This window comes from Nitrospirota bacterium (assembly GCA_040754395.1).
Classification (GTDB): Bacteria; Nitrospirota; Thermodesulfovibrionia; order Thermodesulfovibrionales; family SM23-35; genus JBFMCL01.
The window spans coordinates 18,308-35,672 of the sequence record JBFMCL010000029.1 but is presented as its reverse complement, the minus strand read 5'-3'; the positions used below and the strand labels follow the sequence as shown (position 1 = coordinate 35,672).

The window sequence follows — 17,365 nt, the reverse complement described above, 5'->3', positions numbered from 1 at the left end:
AAACCTGAACCCATTTCATCTGAGAAAGGCATTGGAAGATAAACTGAAAAAAATCTTCCTCTATGCTACAAAATCTCTCGCTGAGTCAGCGATCCTTCGGTAACATTTTATTATGAGGCAACAGGACCCGTGTTCTTCTGCACTTCTCCGGAACCTGTCAGAACGGTACATTCGCCCAGCAACATAAACATACAACATTTCTCTTCTGAATATTATAATATGGATATCGAAGGAGGTTGTATGGAGAATAGAAGAAAACCTGACCCCGTGAAAATGCAGGTACTCAGGAGCATGCCACTTGATATCAAGCAGACACTCACAAAAGCTGAAGTAGATGCGTTTCTGTATGACGAGGTATGGCCTGAATCTCTTCAGGAGAAGCTCAAGGATTATCTGGCAGAAGAAGACAATTCCTGAATATGTTTCGAACCGCTGATAGCTCCTGGCAGAGAATGCTGCAGATACTCAATCCGAAACAAAACCCTGCCGGGAGCATCCGATGAACGTGTGAAGATGCAGAAGACAAAAACTTTTTTTCAGTGCCAGGTCTGCGGCCATGCAAGCCCCAAATGGCTCGGCAAATGCCCTGACTGCGGGGCATGGAACAGCTTTGCAGAGGAAAAGAAGGAACCGGGTTCCCGACGTTCTTCGGTTGCAGGAAATTTTGCGAAAGCAGAACCCCGGCCCCTCAGTTCGATCAAAGGCGGACAGGAGCAGAGGATATCTACCGGCATCATGGAACTCGACAGGGTTCTGGGAGGAGGGGTTGTAGGAGGGTCTGTGATACTCGTCGGTGGGGACCCGGGCATCGGCAAATCCACTTTACTTCTGCAGGCCCTCTCCGGAATTTCAGGGACATACGGCAAGGTCATGTATGTATCAGGAGAGGAATCCCCCGAACAGATCAAGATACGGGCTGAGAGGTTATCCGTCAGTTCAGAGGAAATCATCCTTCTTCCGGAGACTTCACTCGAAAATATCATCAGTATCGCATCAAAACTCAGCCCGAAGACCATGGTCGTGGATTCCGTGCAGACGGTATATACGGATGAACTGGTCTCTGCGCCGGGCTCCGTGAGCCAGGTGCGGGAATCTGCTGCAAAACTGATGCTGTATGCAAAAAAGTCCGGTGTCCCGGTTTTCCTCATCGGACATGTGACAAAAGAAGGGGCGATTGCCGGCCCGCGCGTACTCGAACACATTGTGGATACCGTGCTATATTTTGAAGGGGACAGGGGACACGCGTACCGGATCCTGAGAACGGTGAAAAACCGGTTCGGCTCGACCAATGAGATAGGGATATTCGAGATGTCGGATTCCGGATTGCTCGAAGTCGAAAACCCTTCCGAGCTTTTCCTTCTCGAACGTCCGATCAATGTGCCGGGTTCAACTGTTGTTGCAAGTATTGAAGGGACACGGCCCCTGATGGTCGAGCTGCAGGCTCTGGTTTCACAGACCAGCTTCGGGATGCCCCGCAGGACGACCATAGGCGTCGACTTCAACCGCGTAAACCTTCTGGCAGCGGTGCTGGAAAAAAAGGCCGGCCTCCTTCTGGGGGGAATGGATATTTTTGTGAACGTCGTCGGCGGCCTCAGGTTAGTCGAGCCTGCGGTCGATCTCGGCATCATCGTCACCATCGCCTCTTCGCTGAGAGACGTCCCCCTTCACCCGAAAGTCTTTGTCTTCGGGGAGGTGGGGCTCTCCGGGGAGATACGGGCAGTTGCACAGGCAGAAACCAGGATACGGGAAGCCGCCAAAATCGGCTTCAGGCAGGCTGTCATGCCCTTCGGAAACGCGGAGAAAATAAAGAATACTTTCGGACTGGAGATAAAAGGAGTAAGGAATGTTGAGGAATGTCTTAAAACTGCTTTTGATTAGTGTCATCTTTTTCTCGTGCTCGTGCGCTCCAAAGCGGGTCGAATTGCCTGTGTATGAGGGAGCCGACATACGGGAATTCCTCTCTTCAAAAAACAGCATTAAATCGATTGATACGGTATTTTCCATCACTTTTGAAAAACCGGATGCAGAAATAAGAGGAGAAGGCGCATTAAACATATCGAGGAACGGCGATATGGTCATGAGGGTGTATTCATTCGGTTTTCTTGCCTTTGAAATGACGTCACGGGATGGCATCATCAGATCGAATCCTGCGATAGACAGGAACAAGGGAACGATTCTTACGAGTGGTCTGAGAAACTGCCTTTTCTGGTGGGATATGAATGATTTTCAGGTAGAAGAAACAGAAGGAGAGTTTCTTCTCAGGAACCTCACAAGGATGCTCTGGCTGGAAAGAAAGACCGCGTTCCCCATGAAACAGGTCATTGCCCTGGAAGACGGGCGGGAACTCAATATCTTTTATGCGAATCCGGAAAAAACCGGCAACGTCTGGTATCCGTCGAAGATCAGGATAGAACTTTCCAGGTATGCGGTGACGCTCAAGATCAGAAACATGTCATTCATCCCTGATGCTTAACCCGAGATCGACCGCAACAGTCTTTATGGTATCCCTTTCAATAACGGAAGCTTTTGCGAGATATCCTTCAAGCAGGGCGTTATCGCACACGGTGTTGATAAGCCGTGGTGTGCCGTTGGTAAACCGGTAGATCGATTCTACCGCCTCCTCCGAAAAAACTTCCTTGCGGCAACCGGCGACAGAAAGACGGTGTCTGATATAATCCCTCGTATCCTTGTCGGAAAATTCCTTCAGCTTGACCTTAATCGCAACTCTCTGCTTGAGCGGCTCATCAAGGCTCAGGACGTCCTCAAGCTCCGACAGACCGAAAAAAATGATGTTCAGCATCTTGCCATCGGGCGACTCCATATTCAGAAGGCCCCGGAACTCCTCCATGATTTCCCTCGAATTGAGCATCTGGACTTCGTCTATCATCACCACAGCCTTTTTGTCTTCCTCGATAATCTCGTACAGTCTCCTGTAGATCTGGGTGAGAAGTTCAACTTTGTCATCCTTGGCGTCTTTGACCCCTAACTGCATCGCAAATTTCTTGAACAGCCATTCGGAACTGACACTGGAATGCACGACTACCAGGAGGGCTGCCTCGTAATTACTCTCGTCAAGTTCCTCAAGGAACCGCCTCGCAAGCGTTGTCTTGCCTGTGCCGATTCCCCCGATGACCACTGCAAGCCCTTTTCTTGTGTCCACCGCATATCTGAGTTTCACGAGTGCATCCGCATGCAGGGGACTGTTGTAGTAAAATCTGCTGTCAACCACGTTAGAGAATGGATGTTCCTTTAAGCCATAATATTCCAGATAGTCCATAGACTAATACCGGGCACCGGTTTTCAGCCTGCCAGCTAAAGATAAGATACCCGGTCCTTTCTTTCCTTGGTTTTCTTTTGATCGGTGCCATCGGCGATCCTTGGCTGCAACTGGGTTATCTTGTCAGAAACAGCGCGGAATTTCGAATTCCAGCCGTAGATCTCTGTATAAAGATCAAGAGATTCCTTCAGGTTCCCGTTCTTTTCGTAGGCTTCTGCAAGATCGTATTTCATCGCCCAGTATGATTCGCCGCGGTCCTCCATCTTAGCAATGGCGTCCTTCAGCACATCTATTGCAAGCGGGCACACGCCTTTTTCGATGTAGCATATGCCGAGCATGTTTGAAGAATGGAGAAATCTCTTCGGGTCCTTGCGTGATGTCTGGAATTCCCTTATCGCATCATCGATAAGGCCCATTTCCTTATATGCGATCCCGAGATTATAATGAGTTTCAAAGTCCTCATCTTCAAGCTCTTTCTCCAGTCCTTTCTTGAACTCATTGAAGATATCCATGACATCGCTGTCAAGGGGGGGCTCGGATATCTCCTCAACTTCAAGCGCCTCACCTTCTGCAAGCAATGGTTCTTTTTCAATCCCCTGATCAAATTCGATCTTCTCTTCAGTCTCTCCAATCTGTCCTAGCAATCCAAGCCTCCGGTTGATTTCCTCGTGCTCGGGAAACATGCTCTGCAGCCTCTCCAATACCTCCCTGGCCTCGTCCGTCAATCCCTGCCTTGCATAAAAATCAGCTTCGGACAGCTCTTCGCTGTAATCTTCTATTGAGGGGGCTTCAGGGAGCACAGCAGCACCCTCTTCGGGAGCAGCCGCACCGGCAAACGCCGCGAGCCTCGGGTCATCCGGGTTTATTTCGATGGCCTCCCTGATAATCTGTTCGCTGCTTGCAGATTCACCCTGTTTTTTGTACAACTCATGCAGGATAAGGCATTCGGAGACAGCCTGCTCCCTGTCGCCGGTATCAACATGCAGGGATTTCAGCCGTAGATGCAGGTCGCTGTTTTCAGGCTCCTTCTGTACAAATGCTTCGAGGAGCTCCCTTGCATTATCATAGAGTCCGTACCTGAGGTATATATCTGCCTCTATGATAACCTCCTCAATGGTTTTTTCCGCACCGATTACAATATGTTCTTTCCCGACTTCCTTCTCAAGTTCAATGACTCTTTCCTTGAGATGATCGTCGTCCGGGTTCATTTTCAGCGCTTCCCTGAAACAGTTCAGCGCTTCTCTCTGTTTGCCGTTTGAGATGTAGAGATCCCCGAGGGAAGTAAGCTCCTCAATCACCTTGAGGAAATCCCCGATCTGGATATACAGAGAAACAAGCCTTTTCCCTGTTTCAACCGGGTCGATATCCTTGAAGGTCTCAAGGAGCCTGATTGCATCGTCATAATTTTCCTCAAGCAGCATCTCATCGAGAACACTGTGATATTCAGCCCATGCGAGTTCTTTGTTCCCTTCCTTGATATATACGTCTCCGAGGAGCCTTCTTGCCCTGATATTCCCGGGTTCATATCCGGTTACCTGCCTGAGATACTCCCGTGCATCCTGAAACCTCTGAACCATGATATGGATTTCCGCAGACCTGAGGAGAATCTCTGTATCCTCAGGGAAAAGGCTCGCGGCCTCTTTCATCTGCTCGATTGCCAGATTCAGCTTTCCTGTCTTCTCGTACAGTTCGTTCAGATCAAGGATTGCTTCCCTGTTTACAGGCTGGTTATTCAGCCCCCTGAGGAAGAATTCAATCGCTTTTTCGCTCTCCCCTTTTTCGGAATAGAGCCGTGCGATCTGGAAAAACTCCTTGGCCGCTTCCGCAGCAAGACCTTCCTTTGTATATATCTCTGCAATCTTGCTTCTGAGGGGGATGTTGGAGGGAGAAATATCGACTATCTTTGCATACACCTCCAGAAGTTTTTCCTTCTTGCCTTCCTTTGCAAGACTGTCCGCGGATGCAAGATAGAACTTAATGGCATCTGTAGTCAGGCCCTTGGCTTCATTCAGCTCTCCGAGGACATACAACGCAGTGGAATCCGAGGGGTTGAAATTCAGTATCTTCTTATACAGGGCCAACGCCTTTAACGAAAACCCCTCCTGCTGGAAAAGCACTGCTGCCCTGTGATATGAATCAATCGCATCAGTCCTGCCGCCTTTTTTCAGATAGAGGTCGCCGATCATGTTGAATGTATTGCCTTCGGGATTCTCTTTGGCAAGTTTCTCCCATTCGGCGATAGCCTTATCTATCTGTCCGCGGGCAAGATACTTCTGGGCTTCCTTGATTATGGATGCTTTATCAGACATTCCGTGTATTATTCAAAGTATCACAATTGCCTAAAACTGTCAATTATAGGTATAAGAACTCTGCAAATGCAAGTAGAGAAACAAACTGCAGCTATAAATATTATAATAACATCATATTAGCCATGAAAAACAGGGATGCAGAGAAGTCATAGGAACCCGTATGAGGAAAGAGGGTGTGCACAATGAATAAAGAGTCGGTTCTTGCATTCTTCAGGGAAAAAACGAGAAAGCCTCTCAGCTTCCGGGACCTCGTCACGCTGATGGGTCTGAATCATAAGGAAGCAAGGGCTCTCAAACGGATTCTCAGGGGTCTGGTCCGTACCGGAGATATTGTTCTGACCAGAAAAGGACTGTATGGTCCTTCAGAAGACATGAGCCTCGCGAGCGGGTATTTTGATCCCCACAAGGACGGGTACGGGTTCGTGATCATGGAAAAACCCGGCGAGCGGGATATATTCATCCCTGCACGGGCGACATCAGGAGCGATGCAGAATGACAGGGTGCTCGTGCGCATCGAAAACTGGAAAAGGCGTGAGGGAAGGATAATAAGAATACTCGAAAGGGCGAACACGAAAATCGCAGGCAGGGTTGAAGTGACAGGCACAGCCCTTTACGTGAAACCCAAGGACAGGTCGCTGCATTTTGACATCCCTGTCGCACGAAAAGACAGCGGGGGCGCCCGAAACGGTGAAATAGTGATTGCCGAGATAACGGAATATCCCACTGACAGAAAACCGCCGACCGGGAGAATTTTAAAGATCCTGGAAAAACCGGCAGATCCAAAGGCCGAGGTTGAATCAATTATCGATGAATTCAACCTTCCGAGAAGGTTTCCGGGCAGTGTGCACGAAGAGGCGCTTCTCATCTCACGGCAGGCCGCTACTGAAACGGGACAGAGGCCGCAGAGGAGGAAGGATCTGCGTTCACTGCAGACCGTTACGATCGACGGCGAACGCGCAAAGGATTTTGATGACGCCATATCGATCCTTGTATCAAAACACGGGTATACCCTTTTCGTGCATATCGCCGATGTCGGATTCTATGTCGGCTGGAACTCTGCAATTGACACGGAAGCAAGAAAACGGGGCACAAGCATCTACTTCCCTGACAGAGTAATCCCGATGCTTCCCAAGGAACTCTCGGAAGACCTGTGCAGCCTGAAACCGAAGGAAGAAAGACTCGCCTTTACGGTCGAGATGGATTTTGACAGATCCGGCAACAGGCTTGATGCAAAATTCTATCCGAGTATCATTATCAGCAATGAGCGGATGACCTATACCTCTGTGAGAAAAATCCTTATCGATAATGACGTGTCTGAACGCCGGAAATTTGACCTTCATCTCCAGAGCTTTGAGCTGATGGGAGAACTGTGCAGCGTGCTCAGGAACAGGAGACTGCAACGCGGGAGTCTCGATTTTGACCTTCCTGAGCCGGAGGTCCTGCTGGATCTGCAGGGGATGCCCGAAGCGATACTCAGTGCAGAAAGGAACTACGCCCATATGATCATAGAAGAATTTATGATCGCGGCAAATGAGGCCGTGGCTGAAAACCTCGAAAGCCGCGGGATACCGGCAATCTACAGAATTCACGAGGAGCCGGACCCTATGCGGTTCGGGGAAATCCTGAAAGCAATCAGATTCATCGGCAGAATCCGGAAACATTTCAATCCAAGGGATTTCCCCGGGATTCTCAACAGCATGAAGGGAAGACCGGAAGAAGAGATCATCAACTATCTTGTGTTGCGGAGCCTGAAGCAGGCCAGGTATTCGAATATCAATGCCGGGCATTTTGGCCTTGCATCAAAATGCTATGCGCATTTCACCTCTCCGATACGGCGCTATCCCGACCTGGTCGTTCACCGCATACTGAGGGAAACACTGACACAGAAAAGCCTCCCGGAAAAACGCCTGAAGGAACTTGACAGTCTCCTGCCGGATATCGCATTTCACTCTTCACATATGGAACGGATTGCTGACAAGGCCGAGAGGGAAGTTATCGATGCCATGAGGGCATGGTTTATGAAAGACAGGGTGGGTGAGGAATTTGATGCCCGTGTAGTGAATGTCACCCCTTATGGCCTGAAGGTCAGGCTGAAGGATTTCTATGTGGAGGGATTCCTCCATGTATCCTGTTTGACTGATGATTTCTACCAGTTCGACGAACAGCGCATGAGTCTTGTCGGAAGACATACAAGACGTTCTTTCAGCATAGGACGGGAATTGAGAGTAAGGATCGATAAGATCGACATGGAGGAAAGGGAAATACTCCTTGATATCGTATGATGATATACAGGTACACGGCAGACCTTGTGGTCCTTATGCATTTTCTCTGGATAGTGTTTCTGATCTTTGGCGCGTTTCCCGGAAAAAGGTATCGCCCCATCAGGATCTTCCATATCAGCGGACTGGGGTTCGCAGTGATCATGCAGATATTCGGATGGTACTGTCCCCTGACTCACCTCGAATTATGGCTGAGACAAAGGCATGATCCGGCTCTTGCCTATACAGGATCGTTTATTATCCATTATATCGAGAAAGTGGTATACCTGCAGCTTTCTCCGGTAATCATCTTTGTGTTAACCTTATTCCTGATCGCGATGTCCGGTTGTGTTTACTTCAGGAGAAAAGAGAAATGAGTTCAGCGCTCCTCTCCTGTCCTCCTTAAATATAATAAGGGGAAGATACTCCTGCGGGGTTGAGTGAAAAGAGTGATTGAGAGGGGGCAATTACTGTGAACAACGCAATGGATTTTCAGGATTTGCTAACCATCATGCAGAGGCTGAGGGACGAAAAAGGCTGCCCGTGGGACAAAAAGCAGACCAGGGAAACCCTCAAGCCGTATATCATCGAAGAAGCATACGAACTCATTGAAGCGATTGAGGAAAACAATCCCGAAAAGATCAAGGAAGAACTCGGGGATCTCCTTTTCCAGATAGTCTTTCAGTGCCAGCTGGGCAAAGAGCAGGGTGAGTTCAGCTTCCCGGATGTCATAGAACATATCGGGACCAAGATGATCTCACGGCATCCGCATGTCTTCGGAGATGCCGAATGCGGGACTCCCGAAGAGCTTATACAGCAATGGGAGGTGCTGAAAAAAAAGGAGGGCAAGCTCCGAGACTCAATCCTCGAAGGGGTTCCGTCAGCGATGTCTTCCCTGCTCAGGGCGCATAGACTTCAGAAAAGGGCGGCACAGGCGGGGTTCGACTGGGAAAAGGTCGAAGACGTCCTGAAGAAAGTCGATGAGGAGATGAACGAGCTGAAGGCAGCCCTTCGATCCGGGAAGCGGGAAGAGATGGAAGATGAACTGGGAGATATTTTCTTCATGCTCGTGAATCTTTCCAGGTTCATGAAAATCAACCCGGAGGATGCCCACCGGAAAACCATCAGCAAATTCATCCGCCGCTTCCGCTACATCGAAATGAAGGCTGCAGAACAGGGCATGGAACTGGCGGATATGACCCTCGAAGAAATGGACAGGTTGTGGGACGAGGCAAAGGGAAAAGAACGCAAAGGTTAGCACTGCAGGCGCATTCCTTTTCCCGTTGAGATGCAGCGTGCAAACACAATGGGGCAGGACTGAATCCTGCCCCATAATCTCACAAATACGAAGTTACTGCTTGGAAAAGTTCATGTTTCCTGCAACGCTCGTGAAGTCCGATGGATCAAGGGGATTCCTATAGTAGCCATGGAAAGAAGTGCTCATTGTGTTACAGACCAGTTGAGTTGTTGATGGGTATGCCTTACGGATGCTGCTTGAAGTGGTACAGTTCAAAGTGCCCTCTATTACCAGAGGCCCTGTAAATTGCTGCATTTCATCAGAAACAATCTGCATGGTCACTGCATACTGAGTCAAAGAAAGTTTTCTTAATACGCCAACAACAATAATAAATTCATTGAGAAATGATCCATAAAAAGAACATCCATCCTGTGCATGAATAGCCAAAGGGAGCACCGGCGTACTTCCAAACGATGGTAACCCTGGAGGGTCATATCTAACATGCTTATAGGTAGTTTCCCAAAGACCTGTTACGTCAGGACAACTGTCCGACCCAAAGGCAACACCTCCCCAAATAAAAATGACCAGAAATATTGTGATAAAAAGTCTTTTCTGCATGGTTTCTCCCTTTGTAATATAACGTTTATACGTTTGCATTCAGTTCCTGCCCTTCTTTATATGCCTGCAAAATAACCTCCTTCATCACCTGCGTAGCCAAAGCCAAAGGGAATAAGGATACGATTTCTCGCGATATGGCCTCTTGCAGAAACTGCCCCTGAATTACTGAAAACCCGGGATATAATATCTCACAGTATGCGGCTGATTTTTTCGAACGCCTCTTCTATTATCTCCGGAGCGGGGAGAAACGTGGTTCTGAAATACACTCCGTCCTCCTGCCTGCCAAATCCTGACCCGGGCACAAAGACCACCCCTTCCTTCAGCGCAGCCCGTACGAAGTCCATGTCCTTCTTCCATGTCTGTGTCTCTATTCTAATGAATGCATAGAAAGCGCCTTTCGGCACAGGGAATGAAAGCGGCAGTTTTCTGGCAACTTTAATGAAGGCATCCCTTCGCTCTATAAGGTCCCTGCGCATATTCGCGATGTAGGAAGGATATGTCCGGTCCGCAATAGCTGCGGCAGCAGCCTTCTGATACTCCCAGTTCACTGAAAGTCGCTGGTTGCACAGGAGAAAGAACGCATTCTTGACATATTCCCATTTGTCTCCGTGGAATGCTACCCATCCTATCCGTGCTCCGGGATAATTAAAATCCTTGGACAGTGAACTCCCATATACATATGGCACCCGTTTGCCCGCAATCTTCCTGAAGTCGATCTGCCTGCCTTCGAGCGTGAGCTGATCGTAGGAGCCGTCGTAGAATATCGGGACATCGTATTCAGCGCAGAGATGCACAACCTCTGCCAGGTTCTGTTCGGAGTAGACTGCTCCCAGCGGGTTATTCGGGTTGATTATTATTATCGCCTTGGCATTCTCGATCTTCCTGGAAAGGTTGGCAACATCTATCTGTCCATGCGCATCGTGCCGGTAGAATACCGTGTCACCTTCAAACTGCTTTGCCTTGCTGATGTAAAGCGGATATGCAGGGTTTGGAAGAAGCACCTTTTCACCGAATCCGATGAACGAATGGAAAAAAAAGTCTATTCCCTCGGTCAGTCCCGCCACAACAAAAACATCCTCGGGCTTGCATCTCTCGATCTTTGCCACATTCTTCCTCAGTTGTTCGTCGCCTTCGGACGGGGCATAGCCCTGGCAATTTTCATCAAGTGCGGTCTTCACCCGGTCAGCGATCACCCGGAACGGCTTGAAGCCATACTGGGGAGGATCGCCGATGTTCAGGTAAATCATTTTCCTGCCCCTCGCCTCCTCCCGCTTTGCCTCCATTACGATATCCCGGATCGGATAACTTACGACGTTCATTCTTTCCGTCGGTCTGTAGGGTAACCGCCGCTTTATTCTTAAATTCAACATATTCTCATCCTTTATCGTGTAGATTCTTTTCCCCCTTACCGGGAGACAATCAGGTCATGCCGGATACAAAGACAATTAGCCTGTATTATAAAAACAGAATACCATTTGAAAAAGGAACTTCACAAGAAAAAAGTACGGGAGAACACCGCGTGCAATGCCCCGGTATTTGACAAAGTTCGGCATTTCTTTTATTTTTAATGACTAGCATCGTTGATAGAGCGCGACAGCATTATTATCCCTCATTGCCGGTGTAATACGCAGCTTTGGAGCTTGATGTGAGACTCCCGGATTGGATAAAAGCAGGACACCTTGGAGGACTTCACCGTACAAAAAGGATCTTGAGGGAGTACGGGGTTACTACAGTCTGTGAAGAAGCACGGTGCCCGAATGCAGGGAAATGTTTCTCCAAACCCACCGCTGCGTTCATGATTCTGGGTGCGAAATGCACCAGGCACTGCGGTTTTTGTGCTATTGAATCTTCGCCGCCAGATACCCCTGACAGGGGAGAGCCCGTGAGGGTGGCACTGGTTGCACGGGAGATGAGGCTCAGGCATGTGGTGATCACCTCTGTGACACGTGATGATCTGCATGACGGGGGAGCTGGACACTTTGCAGAAACTGTCGCCTCGATAAGGGAATATCTTCCTGATGCCGGCATTGAGGTTCTCACTCCGGACTTTCAGGGCAACCTGGGCAGTCTTGACACAGTCCTGCAGTCACAGCCTGATGTCTATAACCACAATATCGAGACTGTACAGGGCCTGTACCTGTCCGTCAGGCCGCTGGCTGATTACCGGCGCTCACTGAAGATTCTGGAATATGCAAAATGCAGGGCACCGCAAATCTCCACAAAATCCGGGTTCATGCTCGGGCTCGGGGAAACCCCTGATGAGATTATCAGCACGCTGAGAGACCTGAGGGATGTTGGCTGCGACATCATCACTATGGGACAGTATCTCCGGCCTGCACGCGCAAACCTTCCCGTGAGCAAATATATCAGTCCTGATTTCTTTGAGCAGCTTCGGATAACCGCCCTTTCCATGGGCTTCAACTATGCAGCCTCCGGGCCGTTGGTGAGAAGTTCAATGAATGCAGAAGAGATGTATAATAATAACACGGCACAAAACCGGTTCGCGGACCGGTGCAAACATACGGGGTCGCCTGCATTCACCACGCGTCTCATACGGGAAGCAGGAGATGCGATGTCTCCGGGAATCGTGGTTGGCGAAACGGTGATAACGTCGCAGGAACTTCTTCTGAAAAACACAGGCACAGAACAAGACAGGCCTCGCAAAGGCTGAGAAAGGTATGCGAAAATGATCAATGTCGGAATCATAGGGTTCGGGATTGTTGGCAGCGGTACGGCAAAAATACTCATCGAAAATAAGGACATACTGAAGGAGCGGCTGGGATTCCCGCTTAACCTGAAAAAAATTGCTGACCTTGATATCAAACGGGACAGGGGGATAAAAATCCCGAAAGGCGTACTCACGACTGAGGTAAATGAGCTTTTCAATGACCCGGATATCCAAATAGTGGTCGAGCTGATAGGCGGAATCAGACCGGCAAAGGATTTCATCCTGAAGGCGATCCAAAAAGGCAAGCATGTCGTGACCGCCAATAAGGCCCTGCTTGCGACTGAAGGTGCGGATATTTTTGCTGCAGCGCGAAAAGCCGGAGTCGAGGTGGGATTTGAAGCATCCGTCGCAGGGGCCATCCCAATAATCAAGGTCCTGAAAGAAGGGCTCATCGCCAACAGGATAAGAGCGGTATACGGGATAATCAACGGCACCTCCAATTACATCCTTTCAAAAATGACCGATGAACATGTTGAGTTTTCAGCTGCGTTGAAGGAGGCCCAGGAGCTCGGGTATGCCGAGGCAGACCCGACCTTTGACATAGAAGGAATTGACACCGCACACAAGCTTACGCTCCTTGCGACCCTTTCATACGGCATCCCGCTTTCCTACAATTCCGTGCATATCGAAGGGATCTCAAATCTCTCGGCTCAGGATATCGAATTTGCCTCTGAGTTCGGATATAAGGTAAAGCTGCTCGCCATCACAAAGGAGGCGGATGGCGCTATTGAACTCAGGGTTCATCCGACAATGCTGCCGAAAGACTATCTGATCGCAAAGGTAGACGGGCCGTTCAATGCGATATATGTCGAAGGAGATGCAACCGGCTCAACCCTGTATTACGGCAGGGGGGCAGGCTCTGTGCCGACAGGAAGTGCCGTCGTGAGCGATATTGCGGATATTGCAAGGAATATGCAGAAAAATGCAGTCGGCAGGGTCCAGACGATTCCCAAAGCACCCCGCGCCGTAAAAATCAGGAAAATAGACGATGTGGTTTCCAGATACTACTTCAGGTTTTCTGCGCTTGACAGACCCGGTGTCCTCTCGAAGATCTCCGGAATTCTCGGCAAATACAGTATCAGCATTGCCTCGGTCATACAGAAAGGAAGAAGGGTCGGTGAAGCGGTTCCGCTGGTGATCCTTACCCATGATGCAAAAGAAAAGAATGTCCGTCAGGCCCTGCAGGAGATTGACAGATTGCCGGTTGTCATGGGAAAAACCGTCGTAATCCGGGTCGAGGGGAAGGAAGAAGAGTAACTGCCTTGAAATTCACTGACCAGCAGTTGCAGCGCTACAGCAGGCATCTCATTCTGCCTGAAATCGGCGAACAGGGCCAGACAAAGCTGCTCAATGCAAAGGTGTTCATTGTTGGCGCCGGCGGTCTCGGCTCACCCGTCGGCTATTACCTTGCAGCCGCCGGGGTGGGCACTATCGCCATCATTGACAATGATGAGGTTGACCTCAGCAATCTCCAGCGGCAGATTGCGCACAGCACGAGGACAGTCGGCGTCCCAAAAGTCGAGTCTGCAAAACAGACCTTCGAATCCCTGAACCCTGATGTTGAGATTGTTCCCGTCAGGCAGAGGCTGACAAAACAGAACATCTTCGCACTCATAAAGGATTATGATATTGTGGCTGACTGCAGCGATAATTATGCCACACGGTTTCTCGTCAATGATGCCTGTGTCATGACGAAAAAACCCCTGGTCACAGGCGCAATATTCAAGTTTGAGGGGCAGCTGACCGTGGTCATCCCCGGTGACGGCCCGTGTTACCGGTGCCTGTTTGAGGAACCGCCTCCGCCCGGGATTCTTCCTTCTCCCGAGGGTGCCGGCCTCCTTGGCGTCATTCCGGGGGTGATCGGAACACTTCAGGCAGCAGAGATACTGAAGCTAATCACCAACGCAGGGCAGATCCTGAAGGGAGAACTGTTCATATTCGACGCACTTAAACCGTCATTCAGGAAGGTAAAGATTCCCAGAAATCCGGAGTGCGCGGTCTGCAGCGATCATCCGACAATTACTGAACTTATCGACTACAGTTAATCCGTTTCAGGGATATGGTGCACCAGTCATTGACCGCATGAAGTGTGTGAAATGAATTCTCCATCGCAGAGAAAAATCCCCCAAGCCCTTTTGATCTCTTTGAATTGTTGTCCATTTTACAGTAAAATGAGTATCTGAGCTGAAAAGCAATGCTCAGTATCTGTCCACAGGGCGGCAGAGACGAAACCACGGCAATCTGTGTTGCGGGAATCGGGGTAAAAACACAGAAAGCCTTTCACAGGCAGACCATTCCCCCGCATTTTACAAAGCCGAAATCAGCTCATGCGAAGAGGCGCCGGATCTTATCAGGAGAGGAGGTCATGCGATGCCGGTAAAGGTAAAAATACTCTCTCCACTTCAGAAACTTACAGACGGCAGAGAAGAAGTGGAAGGAGCGCCGGGCACGATTATGAGTCTGGTGCACGGTCTTAACAGACAGTTCCCTGATATCGGTGAAAGGATATCTGAAGGAGACAGGATACGAAGATTTGTGAACATATATCTCAATGACGAGGATATCAGGTTTCTGCAGCATGAACAGACGGAGGTAAAGGATGGTGACGAAGTATCAATAGTCCCTGCAATTGCAGGGGGATAAGGCAAGGAGGGGGCCGTGAAACAGAGGGTTAAACTGACCTTTCCCCAGCATCTTATTAAAGAACCCGTTATTTTTACCATGGCAAAAAAATATGATGTCATACCAAACATCAGACGGGCAAGGGTCACGGAAACTGTCGGAGAAATGGTGCTCGAACTTGAAGGCACGGAAGAAAACCTGAACAGGGGAATCCAGTCGCTCAAGAATCAGGGCATCACTGTCGAATTTGTGGAAGAAGATATTTTAGAGGGCTGAGGACAAAGACTGGGGCGAACACATTGCATGCGGAGCAGCAACGATTTTCCTGAACCAGCAACTGTTTGCGGAAAAATGATGGCAGGAAGAGAGTAACACCCTTAAGGGTATCCAGCAAAACCTCGAAAAATTCAAGGCGGACACAGAGTCTGTCGGAAAACAGACAGAAGGAGTATTATGAAATATGTGGTGATGATCGGAGACGGAATGGCCGACAGGCCGGTAAAAGAACTGGCAGGAAAAACTCCCCTGCAGAGCGCATATACCCCAAATATGGACAGGCTTGCGCGTGAGGGCACAGTGGGGAAAATCAGGACCATCCCGCCCGGTTTTCATCCCGGGTCTGACATTGCAAATCTGAATATTCTCGGCTATGACCCGAGGCAGTTCTATTCGGGCAGGGCTCCCCTTGAAGCCTCCAGCATGGGAATAAACATGAAAGAAGACGATGTGGCGTACCGGTGCAACCTGGTCACGCTCAAGTATAACAGGGATAAGACCAAGGCTGTCATGGAAGACTACAGCAGCGGCCATATTACCACAGACGAAGCAAGAGAACTCGTCACAGAAATCAACCGAGGCATCGGGACAGCACAGCTCATCTTTTATCCCGGAGTCAGCTACAGGCATATCATGGTGTGGTCCTCAGGCTCATCGGATATGGAATGTACCCCGCCCCATGACATTACAGGCAAGGAGATTATCGATTACCTCCCTGTCGGAAAAGGAGAAGACATACTCCGGGAACTGATGCTGAAATCCGCAGGCATTCTTGAAAATCATCCGATCAACAGGGAACGTAACAGAAAGGGATTCAATCCGGCAAACAGCATCTGGCTCTGGGGCCAGGGGAAAAAGGTCACATTGCCTACTTTCAGGGAAAAGTATTCCCTTGCCGGTTCTCTCGTCTCTGCGGTTGACCTCATGAGAGGACTCGGGATAAACGCGGGGTTTGAGATACTTCAGGTTCCCGGAATCACAGGGTATCTCGATACGAACTATACCGGGAAGGCAGAAGCAGCCGTGAATTCCCTCGAAAAAGTAGACATTGCGTATATTCATGTTGAGGCGCCTGACGAGGCAGGCCATTCCGGGAATTACAGGGACAAACTAAGGGCGATTGAGGACTTCGATGCGCTGGTCGTGGGGAACGTCCTGAAAGGCATCACCGCTTTTCAGGAGTACAAGATCCTCGTGCTCCCTGACCATGCCACACCGCTTGAGGTCAGGACCCATACGGAAGAACCCGTGCCGTTTATCATCTACGACAGCCGTATAAAGCAGTACCATGAACACAGGATGTACGACGAGACAATTGCAGAGAGGGATGACGTACTGTTTTTTGAGGAGGGGCACAGGCTGATGGACTATTTCATTAAGGGCGAATGAACATACGCGGGAAATCATCAGAAATACTCAGACGGCTGAAGGGAGAATACCCTGATCCCAAAACAGCCCTGCACTTCAACGATCCCTTTCAACTCCTTGTCGCGACGATACTCTCCGCACAGACTACCGATGTCATGGTCAATAAGGTAACCGAGAAGCTTTTCAGAAAATACCGGGATATCAGTGATTATGCACACGCCTCTCCCGAAACTTTCCGGAAGGATATCGGTTCCATAAATTTCTATAAAACAAAGGCAAGGAATATCCAGGCAGCAGCAAAAACCATCATCGAAACATTCAACGCTCAGGTACCGAGGACAATGGATGAACTGACCAGTCTTCCGGGCGTTGCACGGAAAACAGCCAATATCATCCTCACCAATGCATATGGCATTAAAGAAGGCATCGCTGTTGACACTCACGTAAAACGGCTTTCAAACCTGCTTGGGCTTACAGAGAACGGAGATCCGGTCAAGATCGAAAAAGACCTTATGGCAATAATTCCAAAAGAAGACTGGGGAAATGTCTCCCATCTTCTGATCTTGCATGGGAGAAAAATCTGCCAGGCAAAAAAACCCCGCCACAAAGAATGCGTCCTTTATGATATCTGCCCCTCAAGGAATCTTTAAAAGAATGAGTCGCTGATTTCAC

Annotated in this window: 17 protein-coding genes; 13 read left to right on the top strand and 4 right to left on the bottom strand. The window is 49.4% G+C overall.

Going from position 1 to position 17,365, the window contains the following annotated elements:
• The first annotated feature begins 240 nt into the window (after nt 1-240).
• From AB1552_12725 to AB1552_12715, 3 genes are all read left to right on the top strand, one after another.
• A complete protein-coding gene (locus AB1552_12725) occupies nt 241-417 on the top strand; it encodes a hypothetical protein (protein ID MEW6054632.1) in 177 nt (58 codons plus the stop codon).
• Between the two features lie 96 nt (nt 418-513).
• The gene (gene radA, locus AB1552_12720) at nt 514-1,878 is read left to right on the top strand and encodes a DNA repair protein RadA (protein MEW6054631.1); all 1,365 of its coding nucleotides are present in this window, start codon (nt 514-516) and stop codon (nt 1,876-1,878) included.
• Nucleotides 1,844-2,473 (top strand): hypothetical protein, encoded by a 630-nt coding sequence (locus tag AB1552_12715; protein ID MEW6054630.1) that lies wholly within the window; start codon nt 1,844-1,846, stop codon nt 2,471-2,473. The genes radA and AB1552_12715 overlap by 35 nt, the downstream gene beginning before the upstream one ends.
• Here AB1552_12715 and AB1552_12710 read toward each other — a convergent pair.
• Nucleotides 2,453-3,229, bottom strand: a complete 777-nt coding sequence (locus AB1552_12710) for an AAA family ATPase (GenBank protein MEW6054629.1) — start codon at nt 3,227-3,229, stop codon at nt 2,453-2,455. The two genes, AB1552_12715 and AB1552_12710, sit on opposite strands and share 21 nt — an antisense overlap.
• An 83-nt stretch (nt 3,230-3,312) precedes the next feature.
• The gene (locus tag AB1552_12705) at nt 3,313-5,586 is read right to left on the bottom strand and encodes a tetratricopeptide repeat protein (GenBank protein ID MEW6054628.1); all 2,274 of its coding nucleotides are present in this window, start codon (nt 5,584-5,586) and stop codon (nt 3,313-3,315) included.
• 182 nt (nt 5,587-5,768) lie between these two features.
• Here AB1552_12705 and rnr point away from each other — a divergent pair, with 182 nt between their 5' ends.
• The 3 genes from rnr to mazG all read left to right on the top strand — a co-directional run bounded on the left by rnr (nt 5,769) and on the right by mazG (nt 9,102).
• Nucleotides 5,769-7,868 (top strand): ribonuclease R, encoded by a 2,100-nt coding sequence (gene rnr, locus AB1552_12700; GenBank protein MEW6054627.1) that lies wholly within the window; start codon nt 5,769-5,771, stop codon nt 7,866-7,868.
• Entirely contained in the window at nt 7,865-8,221 is a 357-nt protein-coding gene (locus AB1552_12695; GenBank protein ID MEW6054626.1) for a DUF2784 domain-containing protein, read from the top strand. Before rnr ends, AB1552_12695 begins: the two co-directional genes overlap by 4 nt.
• A 95-nt stretch (nt 8,222-8,316) precedes the next feature.
• Complete coding sequence (gene mazG / locus AB1552_12690; GenBank protein ID MEW6054625.1) at nt 8,317-9,102, top strand: nucleoside triphosphate pyrophosphohydrolase; 786 nt, start codon at nt 8,317-8,319, stop codon at nt 9,100-9,102.
• A gap of 93 nt (nt 9,103-9,195) precedes the next feature.
• Here mazG and AB1552_12685 read toward each other — a convergent pair whose 3' ends face one another.
• Together AB1552_12685 and AB1552_12680 are read right to left on the bottom strand one after the other, a co-directional pair.
• Nucleotides 9,196-9,699 carry a hypothetical protein gene (locus AB1552_12685; GenBank protein ID MEW6054624.1) on the bottom strand — a complete coding sequence of 168 codons (504 nt, stop codon included), beginning with the start codon at nt 9,697-9,699 and terminating at the stop codon, nt 9,196-9,198.
• Nucleotides 9,700-9,887: 188 nt separating this feature from the next.
• Nucleotides 9,888-11,069, bottom strand: coding sequence for an aminotransferase class I/II-fold pyridoxal phosphate-dependent enzyme (locus tag AB1552_12680; GenBank protein MEW6054623.1), 1,182 nt, complete (start codon nt 11,067-11,069; stop codon nt 9,888-9,890).
• A 275-nt stretch (nt 11,070-11,344) separates the two neighbouring features.
• On the opposite strand from AB1552_12680, the gene lipA reads away from it, so the two are divergent.
• From lipA to nth, 7 genes are all read left to right on the top strand, one after another.
• Nucleotides 11,345-12,370, top strand: a complete 1,026-nt coding sequence (gene lipA, locus AB1552_12675) for a lipoyl synthase (protein ID MEW6054622.1) — start codon at nt 11,345-11,347, stop codon at nt 12,368-12,370.
• Between the two features lie 15 nt (nt 12,371-12,385).
• A complete protein-coding gene (locus AB1552_12670) occupies nt 12,386-13,684 on the top strand; it encodes a homoserine dehydrogenase (GenBank protein ID MEW6054621.1) in 1,299 nt (432 codons plus the stop codon).
• A gap of 5 nt (nt 13,685-13,689) precedes the next feature.
• On the top strand, nt 13,690-14,472 hold the full coding sequence (moeB, locus tag AB1552_12665; protein MEW6054620.1) for a molybdopterin-synthase adenylyltransferase MoeB: 783 nt from the start codon (nt 13,690-13,692) through the stop codon (nt 14,470-14,472).
• Between the two features lie 325 nt (nt 14,473-14,797).
• Nucleotides 14,798-15,070 (top strand): MoaD/ThiS family protein, encoded by a 273-nt coding sequence (locus AB1552_12660; protein MEW6054619.1) that lies wholly within the window; start codon nt 14,798-14,800, stop codon nt 15,068-15,070.
• A 15-nt stretch (nt 15,071-15,085) separates the two neighbouring features.
• Nucleotides 15,086-15,325 (top strand): NIL domain-containing protein, encoded by a 240-nt coding sequence (locus tag AB1552_12655; GenBank protein MEW6054618.1) that lies wholly within the window; start codon nt 15,086-15,088, stop codon nt 15,323-15,325.
• 177 nt (nt 15,326-15,502) lie between these two features.
• Nucleotides 15,503-16,714 (top strand): cofactor-independent phosphoglycerate mutase, encoded by a 1,212-nt coding sequence (locus AB1552_12650; protein MEW6054617.1) that lies wholly within the window; start codon nt 15,503-15,505, stop codon nt 16,712-16,714.
• Entirely contained in the window at nt 16,711-17,343 is a 633-nt protein-coding gene (gene nth / locus AB1552_12645) for an endonuclease III (GenBank protein MEW6054616.1), read from the top strand. Before AB1552_12650 ends, nth begins: the two co-directional genes overlap by 4 nt.
• The last annotated feature ends 22 nt before the right edge of the window (nt 17,344-17,365 follow it).

Bases quoted from the DNA above. Each gene is read 5' to 3' on its own strand.
- rnr (MEW6054627.1), top strand. From the start codon at position 5,769: ATGAATAAAGAGTCGGTTCTTGCATTCTTCAGGGAAAAAACGAGAAAG.
- AB1552_12670 (MEW6054621.1), top strand. From the start codon at position 12,386: ATGATCAATGTCGGAATCATAGGGTTCGGGATTGTTGGCAGCGGTACG.
- AB1552_12650 (MEW6054617.1), top strand. From the start codon at position 15,503: ATGAAATATGTGGTGATGATCGGAGACGGAATGGCCGACAGGCCGGTA.
- AB1552_12715 (MEW6054630.1), top strand. From the start codon at position 1,844: ATGTTGAGGAATGTCTTAAAACTGCTTTTGATTAGTGTCATCTTTTTC.
- AB1552_12695 (MEW6054626.1), top strand. From the start codon at position 7,865: ATGATGATATACAGGTACACGGCAGACCTTGTGGTCCTTATGCATTTT.
- AB1552_12660 (MEW6054619.1), top strand. From the start codon at position 14,798: ATGCCGGTAAAGGTAAAAATACTCTCTCCACTTCAGAAACTTACAGAC.
- AB1552_12705 (MEW6054628.1), bottom strand. From the start codon at position 5,586: ATGTCTGATAAAGCATCCATAATCAAGGAAGCCCAGAAGTATCTTGCC.
- radA (MEW6054631.1), top strand. From the start codon at position 514: ATGCAGAAGACAAAAACTTTTTTTCAGTGCCAGGTCTGCGGCCATGCA.
- AB1552_12680 (MEW6054623.1), bottom strand. From the start codon at position 11,069: ATGTTGAATTTAAGAATAAAGCGGCGGTTACCCTACAGACCGACGGAA.
- AB1552_12725 (MEW6054632.1), top strand. From the start codon at position 241: ATGGAGAATAGAAGAAAACCTGACCCCGTGAAAATGCAGGTACTCAGG.
- nth (MEW6054616.1), top strand. From the start codon at position 16,711: ATGAACATACGCGGGAAATCATCAGAAATACTCAGACGGCTGAAGGGA.
- AB1552_12685 (MEW6054624.1), bottom strand. From the start codon at position 9,699: ATGCAGAAAAGACTTTTTATCACAATATTTCTGGTCATTTTTATTTGG.